This window comes from Stenotrophomonas sp. RS-48 (assembly GCF_030053245.1).
GTDB classification, from domain to species: domain Bacteria; phylum Pseudomonadota; class Gammaproteobacteria; order Xanthomonadales; family Xanthomonadaceae; genus Stenotrophomonas; species Stenotrophomonas maltophilia_P.
Genome location: NZ_JASGBV010000027.1, coordinates 37,840 through 52,980 on the forward strand (window position 1 = coordinate 37,840; position 15,141 = coordinate 52,980).

16 protein-coding genes and 1 pseudogene are annotated in these 15,141 nt (G+C 67.2%); 7 read left to right on the plus strand and 10 right to left on the minus strand.

Annotated elements, in window-relative coordinates; genetic code table 11:
* Positions 1-31: 31 nt before the first annotated feature.
* The 5 genes from asnB to QMZ25_RS06120 form a co-directional block, all read right to left on the minus strand.
* Entirely contained in the window at positions 32-1,972 is a 1,941-nt protein-coding gene (gene asnB / locus QMZ25_RS06100; protein WP_283219275.1) for an asparagine synthase (glutamine-hydrolyzing), read from the minus strand.
* 3 nt (positions 1,973-1,975) lie between these two features.
* Positions 1,976-4,255 carry a thiamine pyrophosphate-dependent enzyme gene (locus QMZ25_RS06105; RefSeq protein ID WP_197600296.1) on the minus strand — a complete coding sequence of 760 codons (2,280 nt, stop codon included), beginning with the start codon at positions 4,253-4,255 and terminating at the stop codon, positions 1,976-1,978.
* Between the two features lie 88 nt (positions 4,256-4,343).
* Positions 4,344-5,003, minus strand: coding sequence for a glutathione S-transferase family protein (locus tag QMZ25_RS06110; protein ID WP_053515351.1), 660 nt, complete (start codon positions 5,001-5,003; stop codon positions 4,344-4,346).
* Positions 5,004-5,130: 127 nt separating this feature from the next.
* Positions 5,131-5,673 carry a GNAT family N-acetyltransferase gene (locus QMZ25_RS06115; RefSeq protein WP_053515349.1) on the minus strand — a complete coding sequence of 181 codons (543 nt, stop codon included), beginning with the start codon at positions 5,671-5,673 and terminating at the stop codon, positions 5,131-5,133.
* Positions 5,674-5,782: 109 nt separating this feature from the next.
* Complete coding sequence (locus tag QMZ25_RS06120) at positions 5,783-6,625, minus strand: glycine zipper 2TM domain-containing protein (RefSeq protein ID WP_053515348.1); 843 nt, start codon at positions 6,623-6,625, stop codon at positions 5,783-5,785.
* A gap of 162 nt (positions 6,626-6,787) precedes the next feature.
* Between QMZ25_RS06120 and QMZ25_RS06125 the strand changes: the two genes are divergently transcribed.
* Together QMZ25_RS06125 and QMZ25_RS06130 are read left to right on the plus strand one after the other, a co-directional pair.
* Positions 6,788-7,003: a DUF6116 family protein gene (locus QMZ25_RS06125; protein ID WP_053515346.1), complete on the plus strand. Its 216-nt coding sequence runs from the start codon at positions 6,788-6,790 to the stop codon at positions 7,001-7,003.
* Positions 7,000-7,773, plus strand: a complete 774-nt coding sequence (locus tag QMZ25_RS06130) for a TatD family hydrolase (protein WP_262218796.1) — start codon at positions 7,000-7,002, stop codon at positions 7,771-7,773. The genes QMZ25_RS06125 and QMZ25_RS06130 overlap by 4 nt, the downstream gene beginning before the upstream one ends.
* A gap of 35 nt (positions 7,774-7,808) precedes the next feature.
* Here QMZ25_RS06130 and QMZ25_RS06135 read toward each other — a convergent pair whose 3' ends face one another.
* Positions 7,809-8,624: a tRNA threonylcarbamoyladenosine dehydratase gene (locus QMZ25_RS06135; protein WP_277380876.1), complete on the minus strand. Its 816-nt coding sequence runs from the start codon at positions 8,622-8,624 to the stop codon at positions 7,809-7,811.
* 79 nt (positions 8,625-8,703) lie between these two features.
* Here QMZ25_RS06135 and QMZ25_RS06140 point away from each other — a divergent pair, with 79 nt between their 5' ends.
* Together QMZ25_RS06140 and QMZ25_RS06145 are read left to right on the plus strand one after the other, a co-directional pair.
* Complete coding sequence (locus QMZ25_RS06140) at positions 8,704-9,138, plus strand: hypothetical protein (protein ID WP_065175471.1); 435 nt, start codon at positions 8,704-8,706, stop codon at positions 9,136-9,138.
* A gap of 136 nt (positions 9,139-9,274) precedes the next feature.
* Positions 9,275-9,769 (plus strand): glycine zipper 2TM domain-containing protein, encoded by a 495-nt coding sequence (locus QMZ25_RS06145; protein ID WP_053516924.1) that lies wholly within the window; start codon positions 9,275-9,277, stop codon positions 9,767-9,769.
* Between the two features lie 72 nt (positions 9,770-9,841).
* Here QMZ25_RS06145 and QMZ25_RS06150 read toward each other — a convergent pair whose 3' ends face one another.
* Positions 9,842-10,051 carry a cold-shock protein gene (locus tag QMZ25_RS06150; RefSeq protein ID WP_053516923.1) on the minus strand — a complete coding sequence of 70 codons (210 nt, stop codon included), beginning with the start codon at positions 10,049-10,051 and terminating at the stop codon, positions 9,842-9,844.
* Between the two features lie 236 nt (positions 10,052-10,287).
* Here QMZ25_RS06150 and QMZ25_RS06155 point away from each other — a divergent pair, with 236 nt between their 5' ends.
* The 3 genes and pseudogenes from QMZ25_RS06155 to arsC all read left to right on the plus strand — a co-directional run bounded on the left by QMZ25_RS06155 (position 10,288) and on the right by arsC (position 12,388).
* Positions 10,288-10,773, plus strand: a complete 486-nt coding sequence (locus tag QMZ25_RS06155; protein WP_053516922.1) for a DUF456 domain-containing protein — start codon at positions 10,288-10,290, stop codon at positions 10,771-10,773.
* A gap of 120 nt (positions 10,774-10,893) precedes the next feature.
* Positions 10,894-12,047 (plus strand): annotated as a pseudogene (locus QMZ25_RS06160) (phospholipase A).
* A complete protein-coding gene (gene arsC, locus QMZ25_RS06165; RefSeq protein ID WP_164152665.1) occupies positions 12,047-12,388 on the plus strand; it encodes an arsenate reductase (glutaredoxin) in 342 nt (113 codons plus the stop codon). The pseudogene QMZ25_RS06160 and the gene arsC overlap by 1 nt, the downstream one beginning before the upstream one ends.
* 66 nt (positions 12,389-12,454) lie before the next feature.
* Here arsC and QMZ25_RS06170 read toward each other — a convergent pair whose 3' ends face one another.
* From QMZ25_RS06170 to QMZ25_RS06180, 3 genes are all read right to left on the minus strand, one after another.
* Positions 12,455-13,090: a glutathione S-transferase family protein gene (locus QMZ25_RS06170; RefSeq protein WP_128987939.1), complete on the minus strand. Its 636-nt coding sequence runs from the start codon at positions 13,088-13,090 to the stop codon at positions 12,455-12,457.
* A gap of 57 nt (positions 13,091-13,147) precedes the next feature.
* Positions 13,148-13,489 (minus strand): hypothetical protein, encoded by a 342-nt coding sequence (locus QMZ25_RS06175; protein ID WP_053516936.1) that lies wholly within the window; start codon positions 13,487-13,489, stop codon positions 13,148-13,150.
* Between the two features lie 108 nt (positions 13,490-13,597).
* On the minus strand, positions 13,598-15,115 hold the full coding sequence (locus QMZ25_RS06180; protein ID WP_065181962.1) for a fumarate hydratase: 1,518 nt from the start codon (positions 15,113-15,115) through the stop codon (positions 13,598-13,600).
* Positions 15,116-15,141 lie beyond the last annotated feature (26 nt).

Consider the following 15,141-nt stretch of genomic DNA (forward strand, 5'->3'; position numbering starts at 1 on the left):
TATTCACCGTCCCCTTTCCAGGCAGTGAAGGTCAGCCGCTGATGCTGGCCCGGACCTGGCGCCAGTGGGCCTGCCATGCCTGGAACATCAGCACGTTCCACAGATGCGTGTGCCACTTGCGCTGGCCGCCAAGGAACTGCTGCCACAGCGGCTGCACCGCGGCCGCCGACAGCACGCCTTCGCGTTCCAGCCGCGAAGGCTGCAGCAGATCGTCGGCCCACGGCCGCAGGTCGCCCTTCAGCCAGTCGCTGACAGGCGCACCGAAACCACGCTTGGGCCGGTGCACCATCGCCTGCGGGACGTATCGGCCCAGCACGCGCTTGAGCAGGACCTTGCTGGTCGTTTCACTGCGCTTGAAGCCCAGCGGCAGCGACCAGGCGAACTCGGCAACCCGCCAGTCCAGCAACGGCGCACGCGCCTCCAGGCTGACCGCCATCGAAGTACGGTCGACCTTGCACAGCAGGTCATCAGGCAGGTAGGTCACGAAATCGGCCAGCATCATCGCGTCTGCCGGCGTGCCCGCACCGTGCAGCGGATCGGCCAGGTCATAGAAGCTGCCAGCCGGCTGCGCACCGGGCACCACCGCCGCCGGGTCACGCCAGCGCGAAATGCGGTTGCGGTACACATCGCCGATGCCGCGGGCGCCGGTTTCGGCCAGCAGCGCCGCCAGGCCTCCCGTGCGCGACGCCTCGCCCTGCTGCTGCGCGCGGGCCCCCATCCACCGCCGCAGCGGGCCCGGCACGCGACCCAGCATCTGCCAGTTGCGCAGCGCGCGCACGTAGCGGGTGTAGCCGAAGAACAGCTCATCGCCACCATCGCCGGACAAGGCCACGGTCACCCCCTGCCTTGCCAGCCGGGCCACCAGCGCGGTCGGCACCTGCGAGGCATCGGCAAAAGGCTCGTCGAACATCGTCGGCAACTGCGGCACCACCGCCAGTGCGTCGGCCCCGCTGACGTAGAGTTCGGTGTGGTCGCAGCCCAGATGCGCGGCCAGTTCCCTGGCCAGCGGTGCCTCATCGTGGCTTGAATCCTGGAAGCCGATGCTGAAGCTGTGCACCGGCTGCCTGCTCTGCGCCTGCATCAGCGTCGCCACCAGCGACGAATCGGTCCCCCCTGACAGGAACACGCCGACGGGCACGTCCGCGACCATGCGCAACGCCACGGCGTCGCGCAGCAGGGCATCAAGCTGCTCCTCGGCCTCCTCGATGCGGCCCTGGAAGGGTGCGGCCAGTGCGGCCTGCATGCGCGCACGCGCGTCCCAGTACGGACGCTGCGCCTGCTCCGGCCGGTGCGCGCCGGCTCCGGCGGCAACCATCGCCGCATCCACCCGCAGCACCCGGCCGGGCATCAGCTTGTAGCAGCGCTGATGGATGCTGTGCGGCGCCGGGATGTAATCCAGCCGCAACAGCAGCGTCAACGCATCCCGATCGATATCGTTGTCGAACGCTGGATGCTGCCACAGTGCCTTCAGCTCGGAACCGAACACCAGCGCGTCACCGGCCCAGCCGTAGTACAGCGGCTTCTTGCCGACCCGGTCGCGGGCCAGCCAGAGGCACTGCTCGCTGCGGTCCCACAGAGCGATGGCGAACATGCCGTTGCAGCGCTGCAGGGTGTCTTCCAGGCCCCACTGCAGGATCGCAGCCAGCAGCACCTCGGTATCGGAGTGGCCACGGAACGCATGGCCCAGCGGCTCCAGTTCGGCGCGCAGGGCCGCGAAGTTGTAGACCTCGCCGTTGTAGGCCATCACATAGCGGCCGTCGGACGATGCCATCGGCTGGTGGCCCAGCGGGGACAGATCGAGGATGCTCAGCCGGCGGTGCGCCAGTGCGATCCCGGCAGCGGCATCGACCCAGGTGCCACCATCATCCGGCCCGCGATGGTGCAGCGCCTGGCCCATGGCCAGGGCCTGTGCCTGCAGTTCCTCGGCCGGCACCATCGGTGCCGGCAACAGCATTCCCGCCAATCCACACATGCATCAGGGTTCCTGCGCCAGGTCGAGGGCGGCGCCAATCACCGCATTGTCGCTTGGAAGGCCGAACATTGCTGCCCCCGCCAGCGGCGTATAGGTATCGGCGCCGCAGACCCGACGCAGCGGCAGGTGACCGAAGCCGGCCTCGACCAGGGCCGTGACCACCCCCTCGCCCACGCCACCGCTGTGACGTCCCTCGTCCAGCACCAGCACGCGCCGCGCCGTGGCCGCCTGGGTGGCAATGAATCCGCCGTCCAGCGGCACCAGCCAGCGCAGGTCAACCACCCTCACCTGCCACCCGAGCTGCTGGTCGATCACCCGCGCGGCACGCAGCGCCATCGGCACGCCATTGCCATAGGTGTAGATCACCAGATCCTGCGCCTCGGGGGCATACACCCGGCCCTCCCCCGGCAGCAGCGCCTGGCCCTGTTGCGGGTAGTCGAACAGCCACTGGCCGTCACCCGGCTCGTGCAGGTCCTTGCTCATGTACAGCGCGATCGGCTCCAGGAACACCGCCACGCGGCCATCCACCCGGGCCAGCGCCGCCAACGTGCGCAGCATCATCACAGCGTCGTCGCCACGCGAGGGACAGCCCACCACCAGGCCGGGAATGTCGCGCAGGGCGGTGATCGAATTGTCGTTGTGGAAATGGCCACCGAATCCCTTCTGGTAGCCCAGCCCTGCCACCCGCACCAGCATCGGGTTGCGGAACTGGTCATTGGAGAAGAACTGCAGCGAACACGCCTCGCCACGTATCTGGTCGATGGCATTGTGCAGGTAGGCCAGGTACTGGATCTCGGGGATCGGCAGCATGCCCATGTTGGCCAGCCCCTGCGCCATGCCCAGGATCATGGTCTCGTCCAGCAGCGTGTTGAACACCCGACGCGGGCCGAAACGACGCAGCAGGTCGCGGGTCAAGGTGTACACGCCTCCCTTCTGCGCCACATCCTCGCCGAACAACAGGCTTTGCGGATACTTGCACAGCAGTTCCTGCAGTCCGTGATTGATCTGGATGGCCAGATGACGCGGCGGTTGTCGCTCCGGCAATGCGTCGGCGCCGCCATACAGCGACAGTCGCGCCTCGTCCGCGACCGCGCGCCGGGCCTCGGCGTGCACCGCTGCAGGTGTATAGGGCGCCAGCGGTGCCATCACCTGCTCAAGGGACTGCAGCTTCGGCTGGCGCTCGGCGTCGGCGGCGGCCGCCATGCAGCGCACACGCATCGCTTCATAGGCCGCCTCGACGGCCGCGGCATCCATCCAGCCCGACTCCATCGCGATCTGCGCCGAGCGCAGCAGCGGATCCTGCGCCTCCGCCGCACACAGCTCCGGCAACGCGCGCCACTCCACCTCGAAATCGGTACCGGCATGCCCCATCAGCCGCGTGGTACGCAGGTGCAGGAAGGTCGGCCTGCGGGTTGTCCGGCAATGCTCGACCGCGGCCTGCACCTGCGCATGGCCGCTGGCCAGATCCAGCCCATCAGCGAAGAAGTAGTCCAGTCCCGGCTGGCCGCCAAAGCGCTCGGCGATCCATCCTTCTGGTGTTTTCACCGAAATGCCCAGGCCATTGTCCTCGCAGACGAACAGGATGGGCGCCGGCAGTTTCTGGTAGGCCGACCACATGGCGGTGTTGAACGCCGTCTGTGCGGTGGCGTGATTGGCCGAGGCGTCGCCGAAGGAACAGACCACGATGCTGTCGGCCGGAATCGGCAACGGCTGGCCCAGGCGCTTGCCGCTCTCGATGGCCAACGCAGTGCCCAGCGCCTTGGGCAGGTGCGAGGCGATCGTCGAGGTCTGTGGCAACACCCACAGTGGCCGGCTGCCCCACACCTTGTGCCGGCCTCCGCTGGCAGGATCGTCGGCGCTGGCGGCGAACGACAGTGCCGCGTCGCGCACTGGATCCATGCCCGGCACCTGCCGCGCGCGCTCGGCCATGAAGGCGCCGGAGCGGTAGTGCAGGAACGCAGGATCGGTGTGCCGGCAGGCCCGCGCCAACAGCGCATTGCCCTCGTGTCCGGACGAGCCGATGGTGTAGAAGACCTTGTTCTGCACGCGCAGCACGCGTGCCATCAGGTCCAGCTGGCGGCTGGCCAGCTGCGAATCGAACAGGTCGGCAAAGGCCGCCGCGCTGAGCGTGCTGCCTGGCAGGATCGGCGCGTGCGGCGCGGGCCGTGGCCGTGGCGTGCCCCGCCAGCCGCGCACCGCCTCCAGGAAATTGACGTCGCACACTTCGGCGCGGTTGAGCCCGCGCATGCGCGCGGGAATGGGATCTGGAACCACAGCGAACATCGAACACCCTCCGTGTCGTTGTTGCGTAGCGTGGCGCGGGCCCGCCCGGCGTCCCCCGCAGTCGGCCTGCCCGACGCTCCCCTTGGAATCAGGCCACCGCGTTGAATCGCGCCAGCACCTCCGCGCCCACGGCCGGCATCGGCACGAACCGCGGCTGCGCCCGGACCCGCTGCAGCCAGGCCTGCACCTGCGGGAACGGATCAAGGCGGATGCCACCATCGCTGGCAACGTCGGTGTAGGCAAACAGCGCGATATCGGCGATGCCATAACTGCGGCCGGTGAACCAGGGCGACTGCCGCAGGTGCTGTTCCATCACCGCCAATGCGGTGCTGGCGCGCTCCTGCAGGCGCGGCAGTTCGGCGCGCCGCGGGGAATCGGCCGGCGTCCAGCCACGGATGAAACGGGCCACCGCCACGCAGGGTTCATGCGTGTACTGCTCGAAGAACATCCAGCTCAACGCCTGCGCCCGCTCCCAGCCATCGCCGGGCAGGTAGGGCGTGCCCTCGGCCAGCCAGAACAGGATCGCGTTCGATTCGGTCAACACGCGGCCGTCCTCGCGCACGATCAACGGCACCTTCGCATTGGGATTCAATGCCAGGAACTCCGGCGTGTGGGTCTGGCCATGGGCGCTGTCCACCTCCACCCAGCGATAGCGGCTGCCGAGGTGTTCCAGCAGCATGCGCACCTTGTGGCAATTGCCTGAAACGGACATGCCATGCACCGTCAACGGAACGCGTTCTTCCACCATTGCCTGCTCCAGGAGACCCGGCCGACGACCGGTTGCGCGCAGTCTGGCAAGCGCGTCCGCCGATGCCAAGCGCGGGTGCAGCATGCCCACCGCGCAGCCCGCCGCTGGATGCAGCCCGTCGGGCCCCTCAGCGCACGCGCTGCTGCCACTGCTGGCGCGACTGCCCCCAGATCTGCATCGGTTTGCCCTGGTACGGCGGCGGCAGCTCGCCCATGCGCAGCAGCGTACTGCCCAGCTTGCGGGCCACGACACGGGAATTCTCGTTGTCCTCGGCAATGGTATGGATCACCTCCTCCCACCCGAGTGCGTTGAAGGCCCAGTCGATCGCAGCGGTCGCCGCCTCCGGCGCGTAGCCCTTGCCCCAGCTGGCACGCCGGATGCTCCAGCCGACCTCGGTGCCCGGCCAGTCCTGTGGCTGCCAGGGCCCCATGCGACCGACCCACTCACCACTGGATTTCTCGATCACGCTGAACATCGAAAAGCCGAACAACTGCCACGCGCCAGCCAGGCTGCAGAATCCACGCCATGCCACTGACGGTGGCTGTACTCCGCCCAGCGTGCGCATCACCTCTTCATCCGCGCAGAACGCCAGATAGGGCTCGAAATCCTCGCGATGCGGTGGGCGCAGGATCAGGCGCTCGGTTTCCAGGCGCAGGTCGAAGATGCTCATGCCGACTCCAGGGCGATGACGGAGCGCCATCATCGCAAATGTCACCCGGCCACAAAAACAGACAGGCCGGCAGAAGCCGGCCTGTCGCCTGTCCGCTGCAGCGGCGGGATTACTGGCGGGTCGGTGCCGTGGCGCCGGCTGCCGCTGTCTGCGTGACCAGCTGGCCATCGACCACCGGCAGGCGATCGCTGGCTGGCTTGTTGTCCATGCGCACGGTCTTCTCGGCACCATCATAGCGGTAGGTCACGTTGTAACCCTTGACCACGTCGTTGGTGCCCATGGCGATGCGGTTGCCGGGCTTGCTGGCCATGCGCATGGTGCCGGTGGTGCCGTCCTCGTTGCGATAGGTGACGTTGTAGCCGGTGACACGGCTCGACTCGGAGGTGGCGGTCTCGGTGTGGCACTGGCGCTCGGTGCGGTTGACCACACGGCCACCGACGTGGCGCTTGTCCACCTGGTTGCCGATCAGGCCGCCGGCCACGGCACCGGCTGCGGTCGCCGCCTTCCTGCCATTGCCGCCGCCAACCTGATTACCCAGCAGGCCACCGATCACCGCGCCGGCGACGGTGCCACCGACGTTGCCATCACGCTCGGGCAGGCGTTCCTGCACGACCACATCCTGGCAGACCTCGTGCGGCGTCTGGGTGGTGGAGGTCTCGCGCACCGCGTCGGTGCCGATGACCGTGGCGTACGCCTTCTGCTTTTCGGTGATCGGGTCGACCTTCAGCACATCGGCATACTCCAGGCCGCGCGGCGCGGTGGCATCGAGCTGGTTGCCACGCGCACCATCGTCGGTGCCGCTGCCATCGGCCAGGCGCGATTCGCCGTTGGGGGCGCCGGCGCTGATGGAATCCGGCGACGGGTTGCCGCTCTTCATGAAGGCGGCCGTGGCGATACCACCCACCAGCAGCGCGCCCGCTGCGACCAGGACAGTTGTAGTTGTGCTTTTCATGACCTGCTCCTTGCGGACCGTCCGCAACGTTCTCGGCACAGATTGCAGCACGGCCTCCCTGAACGGAATCTCCACATTTCCTGCTCGTCGCCGTAACCCATTCAGCATCGGGAAATGCTGGGCCCGTGGTAGCGTTTGCATATTCACCAAGAGGATCCCGCCATGGCCAACCCGATGCTGCTGCCGGTACTGCAATGGGCGCGCCGGCTGCGCTACCCCACGCTGTTCAAGCTCACGGCAGGGCTGTTCGCGCTGACCCTGTTCATTCCCGATCCGCTTCCCTTCGTCGATGAGCTGGTGCTGGGCCTGGGCACACTGCTGCTGGCCAACTGGAAGAGCCGCGGCACCCGCACGCCGCCACCGCTGGAGCAGCGCTGAGCGTGCTGGTCGACAGCCATTGCCATCTCGATGCAGGCGAGTTCGACCCCGACCGTGCCGCCGTGATCGAGCGCGCGCGCGCGGCCGGGGTGCAGTTCCAGGTCGTGCCGGCCGTCACCGCCGCCAGCTGGCCGAAGCTGCGCGAGGTCTGCCAGCAGGCACCCGGCCTGTACCCCGCGTACGGGCTGCATCCGATGTTTCTTGCCGAGCATCGTGCCGGGCACCTTCCGCTGCTGCGGGAATGGATCGAGCGTGAGCGTCCGCGGGCGATCGGCGAATGCGGCCTGGATTATTTCGTGGAAGGCCTGGATGCGGAGGCGCAGCAGACCTATTTCACCGGCCAGCTGCGCTTGGCGCGCGACTTCGACCTGCCGGTGATCGTGCATGCGCGTCGGGCCGTAGATGCGGTGATCGCAGCGATCCGCCGCATCGGTGGCCTGCGCGGCGTGGTGCACAGTTTCTCCGGCAGCCCGGAGCAGGCGGCACAGCTGCATCGGCAGGGCTTCCTGCTGGGTCTGGGCGGCCCCCTGACCTACGAACGGGCACAGCGCCTGCAACGGCTGGTCCGGGAGATGCCGCTGGAGCAGCTGCTGCTGGAAACGGACGCGCCCGATCAGCCCGACGCGGCCATCCGTGGGCAGCGCAATGAGCCGGCACGCCTCTCGATCATCGCGCGCCACGTCGCGGCGTTGCGGCAGACCGACCTGGAGACGGTAGCGAGGACCACGACCGACAACGCGCGGCGGCTGTTCGCGCTGCCGGCCGTCTGATCGCCGTTTCGCCGGGCATGGCCCGGCGCTACCGGTCAAGCCTCAACGGATTGGGACTTGACCCTCTTCGGCTCCAGCAGCATTTCCAGCGCCTTGCCGACGGCGGCAAAGGCGAAGGCACCGGTGATATGGGTGGCTGCCCCCAGCCCTGCGCCGCAATCAAGCTTGAGCGCAGCGTCCGCCCCCAGGTTGGGACGGAGGCCGCAGACACTGCCATCGGCCTGCGGATACTTCACGTTCTCCAGCGAGTACACCGCCGGCACGCCGAAGTAACGCTTGGCGTTCTTGGGGAAGTTGAACTCGCTGCGCAGCTTCTTGCGGATCAGCGCCAGCATCGCGTCGTGCTCGGTGCGCGAGACATCGCGGATGCGTACCAGGGTCGGATCGGTGCGGCCACCCGCGGCGCCGACCGTCAGCAGTGGCAGCTTGCGGCGGCGGCACCAGGCGATGGTCTCCACCTTGACCCGGAAGCTGTCGCAGGCATCGATCACCAGATCGAAGCGACGATCAAGCAGTTCCGCCATGTTGGCGGTGGTCAGGAACGCCTGCACCGCGTCGACATCGAGTTCCGGGTTGATCGCCCGGCAGCGCTCGGCCATGGCTTCGGCCTTGTTGCGCCCGTAATTGCCCTCCAGCGCCGGCAGCTGCCGGTTGGTGTTGGACACGCAGATGTCGTCCGCATCGATCAGGGTGAGATGGCCGACCGCCGAGCGCGCCAGCGCCTCGACCACCCACGAGCCGACCCCGCCCATGCCGACCACCGCTACGCGGCTGCCCTGCAGGCGCTCGAGCGCACCCACGCCATACAGCCGTTCGATGCCGGCGAAGCGTTGTTTGACCTGTTCGTTCATCGGTCTATTTTAACGTGCAGCGGCCGGCGTCCACAGCACGCCGGGTCGAACCTACCGTTGCACACCCGGAGAGCCCGCCATGAACGCCAGCCCCCCTCGCCCGCCGTCTTCCGCCTATCGCTACCTGTTCGTGCTCGCGCTGGGTCTGCTGATCGGCCTGATCGCCACGGTGATGGTCGGCCGCGCCCTGCAGGCCCGCCGTGACCCCTTCCCGGACAGCCTGATGCAGGTGATGCAGCGGCAATCCCAGTTGCTGCAGCAGGCTCAACAGCAGAACCGCTGCAGCCTGGCCGACAGCGTGCCGCGCCTGCAGACGCTGCGCCTGCTCTCCAACGACCTGGACCTGGCCTTCCCCGGCCTGAAGGACAGCGCGCAGTTCCAGCAGCATGCCAGCCAGTACCGCGCCGGCCTCAATGCCGCCCTGGCGACGCCACCGGCAGACTGCACCGCGCTGGCCCAGGTGGTGCAGACGCTGCAGGCGGACTGCCGCGCCTGCCATCAGGATTTCCGTTGAACAGCGTTCATCCCGCAGCCGGTCATGGCGGCGTTGATTGGCGTCTTGTTCACGTTGGAAAGGAGACGATTCGCGCACCCTGCTGCATGACGCAGTACCACCCAACACATCCGCCTTCACGGCCAGGAGACGCCCCATGAAGATCCAGCTCATCGCCGCCAGTGCCATCGCCACCCTCGCCCTGGCCGGCTGCGCCACCTCGCCGGGTTACGGCGGCGGCGGCTACAACAATGGGTACAACAACGGCGGCTACGGCAACAACTCCGGCTACAACCAGGGCCGTTGCGCCGACTGCGGCATCGTCACCCGCATCAACACCGTGCAGTCCGGCCGCACTGCGCCCAGCGCGACCGGCGCGATCCTCGGCGGCATTGTGGGTGCGGTTGCCGGCCATGAGATCTCCGACCACACCGGCGGCAGCCGCGGCAACAAGAACATCGCCGCAGCGGCGGGTGCCGTGGGTGGCGCGCTGGCCGGCAACCAGATCCAGAAGAACGTGACCAGCGATACGTATGACATCAGCGTGCGCATGGATGACGGACGCACCATCGTCGTCAACCAGCGCGATCTGGGCGGCATCCGCGAAAACACCTACGTTCGCGTGGTCAACGGCCGGGTGATCCTGCGCTGATCCGCTGCCGGCCCCGGACAAAGAAAAAGGCCCGCTTGCGCGGGCCTTTTTCATGTGACGGCTGCAGACCGGTCAGATCGGCTGCACGGCGTCGGCCTGCAGGCCCTTCTGGCCCTGCACGACGGTGAAGGTGACCTTCTGGCCTTCCTTCAGGCTCTTGAAGCCCTGGGTCTGGATGGCGCGGAAGTGCACGAACACGTCTTCGCCGTTTTCACGGCTGATGAAGCCGAAGCCCTTTGCATCGTTGAACCACTTGACAGTACCGTTCTCGCGTTCGGACATCTCACTAACTCCCTGATGACTCTCTCTTGTTGTTGGAAACGCCTTGTGGGCGGCTGACAAGCAAGGGGGAAGCGAGGTGCATCGATGCAGCGGATCGGGAAGATCTTGCTTCATCAGGCCACGATCCACGGTGACCTTGCCAAGCTCAGCGACTGCAACTTAACCCGGCCAAAACGAAAAAGCAACTGGCAAAATCTTTCACTGTCAACCCCAAAAAGACAACCATACGGGACAGCATGGGCCTCTCATTCATCTTGTATCTGCTAGCGGTCATTTTTGTCCTCGTTGGTATTGCCGGCATCGTCCTGCCGGCACTTCCCGGCATCCCGCTGGTGTTCGTCGGCCTGCTGCTGGCAGCGTGGGCCGACGGCTTCACCCATGTCGGCTGGCCGACCCTGCTGGTACTGGGCGTGCTGACCCTGCTTTCACTGCTGGCCGATGTGCTGGCCACGGTGGTCGGGGCCCAGCGTGTCGGGGCCAGCCGCAAGGCGCTGTGGGGCACCTTCATCGGCAGCATCGCCGGTCTGTTCTTCATGCCCATCGGCCTGTTCGCCGGCCCGCTGGTCGGCGCTCTGCTGGGCGAGTACTGGCACACGCGCGAGCTGGGCCGCTCTACCAAGGTTGGCCTCGCCACCTGGCTGGGCATCCTGCTGGGCCTGGCGCTGAAACTGGCGATGGTCATCGCGATGCTGGGCCTGTTCGCGTTCGCCTGGTTCCTGTAACGCACGATCTTCACGCCACGCGCACACCTGCGCCGGGCATAACTCCATGGGGCTGGCCGTTGCTGCGGGTAGCCGCCACACTGTGCGTCTTCCCGTAGTCATCCCGAAGGGCCTGCTGCAATGACCCTCCCGCCGTTGTTCCCCCGTCTGGCGCCGTTGGCGCTTGCCCTGGCCAGCGCGCCGCTGGCCGCGCAGGAAATCGCGCCTGCCACGACCACCACGCCGGCCGGTTGCGCTGCCATTGAAACCGACGCCGCCCGGCTGTCGTGCTACGACCGCCTGTTCGGCCGTAACGCTCCGGCCACTGCCGAAGCCGATGCCGCCGCGCAGCAGGCCGCGCAGGCGCTGCGCGAACAGCGTCGCGCCGCCCGCCTGAGCCAGGGCGAAGAGACCTGCGGGCGCGGGTCGGCGATGTGCTGCGCCCCGCCCCCGACGACAGCGCCCTGGCCAATGCAGGCCGCGGTTCCCTGCTGGACAGCCGCTGGGAACTGGCGGAAGACTCGAAGCTGGGACCGTTCCAGCTGCGGGCCTACAAGCCGGTGTACCTGCTGCCGGCGTTCTGGACCAGCGACAAGAACCAGATGCCGCAGTCGCCGAATCCGGCCAACAGCGTGACCGAGCCGCAGGCGCTGGACAGTGCCGAGCTGAAGTTCCAGATCAGCTTCAAGACCAAGATCGCCGAGAATCTGTTCGGCGACAACGGCGACATCTGGGCCGGCTATACCCAGAGCTCGCGCTGGCAGGCCTACAACGCCGAGAATTCGCGCCCGTTCCGCGAGACCAATTACGAGCCGGAAGTGATGATGGTGTTCCGCAACGGCTACTCCATTGGTGGCTGGCGCGGACGCATGACCGGCATCAGCCTCAACCATCAGTCCAACGGCCGCGCCGATCCCCTTTCGCGCAGCTGGAACCGGGTGATGCTCAACGTCGGGCTGGACCGCGAGAACTGGGCGCTGGTGCTGCGGCCCTGGTACCGCATTCCCGAAACGCGCAGCGATGACAACAACCCGGACATCGAGGATTACATGGGCCGCGGCGACGCGACCCTGATCTGGAACCGCAATGGCCACGAAGTGTCCCTGATGGCGCGCCATTCGCTGCGTACCGGCGACCGTTCGCATGGCGCCCTGCAGCTCGACTACGGTTTCCCGATCAGCAACCTGCTGCGCGGCCACATCCAGGTCTTCGACGGATACGGCGAAAGCCTGATCGACTACAACCACAAGGCCACCTACGTGGGCGTGGGCGTGTCGCTGCTGGAATGGTTCTGATGGGCGTGACGATCTGGCACAACCCGGCGTGCAGCAATTCGCGCGGCGCACTGAAGCTCATCCGCGACGCCGGCATCGAGCCGGAGGTGATCGAGTACCTGCAGGCATCGCCCGACGTGGCGACCCTGCGCCAGCTGCTTGCCGAATCCGGGCTGGCCGCCGCCGACCTGGTGCGCAGCAAGGAACCAGAGTTTGCCGGTCTGGCGCTGGCCGGGGCCGATGAGGCGACCCTGCTGGCGGCCATGGCGACGCACCCGCGCCTGATCAACCGGCCCGTGGTGCGCACGGCCAAGGGCACGCGCCTGTGCCGCCCGCCGGAAACGGTGCTGGAGATCCTGTAGCCCGGACGCACCACCCGGCAGCGCCGGGCCATGCCCGGCGGCACGCGCTCGGCTCAACGCCGGCGATCACCGCCAGTCGCTGATGCCTTCGCGTCGATAGACTTCCGCGAAGGCGGGGCGCGCCTTCAGCGCGGTTGCGTGCGCCTTCAGCACCGGCCAGGTGTCAGTGGGCCGGGGCATGTTGCGCGACCAGCGCATCAGCATCACCAGCATGAAATCGACCACGCTGGGCGCGTCGCCCAGCAGGTAAGGCCCGTGCGCCTGCAGGTGCGCCGCCACATGCTGCCAGGCCGCCTCCAGCTGCTGCCGGGCCATCGCACGCGTTGCCTCCACGCAGGCCTCGCCCGCCGCTTCGTGCGGATAGAACCATGCACGATAGGCAGGCTGCAGGGTGTTGGCGCACCAGAACATCCAGCGATAGGCCTCGCCCCGCGCGGGCGTGCCCACGGCCGGCAGCAACCCCGCTTCGGGATGGCGGTCGGCCAGGTACAGCGCGATGGCCGCTGCTTCGGTCAACAGCAGGCCATCGATCTCCAGGGTCGGCACCCTCCCGGCCGGATTCAACGCCAGGTAGTCCGCCGCCTTGTGCTCGCGCCTGTCGAAATCCAGCAGCACCAGTTCGTGCTCGATGCCCAGTTCGATCAGCAGCCAGTGCACGACCAGCGAAGCGGTACTCGACGAACCATACAGGGTGGTGCTCATGCGCGGGATCCGTTGCGGGTGGAGCCGGCGATTATGCGCCCGCCCGGCGACCACTGCTCAACCGCAGCTGCTCATGCAGGTATCGCGACGTTCGCCGCAGCTCATCATCGGCTGCCGCAGCGTGCAGTCATGCGCCTTCAGTTCGCACGAGCGGCGCAGATCGGCATTGGCGATGTCCTTGCAGCGCTTGTCGGCAGCCGGAGCCATCTGCTGTTCGCAGCTGCTCTGCCGACTGCCCAGGCTGTCCGCCTGCGCCATGCAGCTGCGATGGCTGGCCTGGCACTGCATGCGGCATTGCGCCGATGCGCTGAAATCCGCTCCTTCATACGAGGAGGAGGTGCTGCTGCAGCCGGCCAGTGCGAACAGCCCGGCAAGCGCGAAGTTCCGTAACAGCGGCATGAACGTTCCCGGTTCGAGTCGCATGGAAACTAGCAGAAGTTCCGTGCCGGCTCGTTAAACGACAAACGGCGCCAACACGCGCCGTTTGCCATCAAGCGTGTGCCGCGCTTACTCCACCACCACCGGAATCTTGCCGATGCGGGCCTGCCATTCGCGCGGGCCGGTCTTGTGCACCGATTCACCGGTGGAGTCGACCGCCACCGTCACCGGCATGTCCTGCACGGTGAACTCGTAGATCGCTTCCATGCCGAGATCGGCGAACCCGACCACCTTGGCCGCCTTGATCGCCTTGGACACCAGGTAGGCCGAGCCACCGACCGCCATCAGGTACGCCGACTTGTTGTCACGGATCGCCTCGATCGCAGCCGGGCCGCGCTCGGCCTTGCCGACCATGCCCAGCAGACCGGTCTGTTCCAGCACCTGGCGGGTGAACTTGTCCATGCGCGTTGCCGTGGTCGGCCCGGCCGGACCGACCACTTCATCGCGCACCGGATCGACCGGGCCGACGTAGTAGATGAAGCGTCCCTTCAGATCGACCGGCAGTTCCTCGCCCTTGTTGAGCATGTCAACCATGCGCTTGTGCGCGGCGTCGCGGCCGGTCAGCAGCTTGCCGTTGAGCAGAAGCGTCTGGCCCGGCTTCCAGCTGGCCACCTCCTCCGGGGTGATCGTATCCAGGTCCACCCGGGTGCCCTTGGAGGCGTCGTAGGTCAGCTTCGGCCAGTCCTCCAGCGACGGCGGATCCAGCATCACCGGACCGCTGCCATCCAGGGTGAAGTGCGCGTGGCGGGTCGCGGCGCAGTTCGGGATCATCGCCACCGGCAGGTTGGCCGCGTGGGTCGGGTAATCGTTGATCTTGATGTCCAGCACCGTGGTCAGGCCACCCAGGCCCTGGGCGCCGATGCCCAGCGCATTGACCTTCTCGTACAGCTCCAGGCGCAGCTCTTCGATCCGGTTGGACGCTCCACGGGCCTGCAGCTCGGTGATGTCGATCGGCTCCATCAGCGCTTCCTTGGCCAGCAGCATGGCCTTCTCCGCAGTGCCGCCGATGCCGATGCCCAGCATGCCCGGCGGGCACCAGCCGGCCCCCATCGTCGGCACGGTCTTGAGCACCCAGTCGACGATGGAGTCGGACGGATTGAGCATGGCGAACTTGGTCTTGGCTTCCGAGCCGCCGCCCTTTGCGGCCACGATCACATCCACCTTGTTGCCCGGCACGACCTTGACGTTGACCACGCCCGGGGTGTTGTCCTTCGTGTTGATGCGCTTGCCGGCCGGATCCGCCAGCACCGAAGCACGCAGCTTGTTGTCCGGATGCAGATAGGCGCGGCGCACGCCTTCATTGGCCATGTCTTCCACGCCCATGGTGGCGTCGTCCCAGCGCACATCCATGCCGATTTCCAGGAACACGGTGACGATGCCGGTGTCCTGGCAGATCGGACGATGGCCTTCGGCGCACATCCGCGAATTGATCAGGATCTGGGCCATCGCCTCCTTCGCGGCCGGCGACTCCTCGCGCTCGTAGGCAGCGGCGAGATTCTTGATGTAGTCGACCGGGTGGTAGTACGAGATGTACTGCAGCGCGTCGGCGATGGACTGGATGAGGTCTTCCTGCTTGATCGATGTCACGGCTTGCTCGCTTGCTCGAGGCTGGC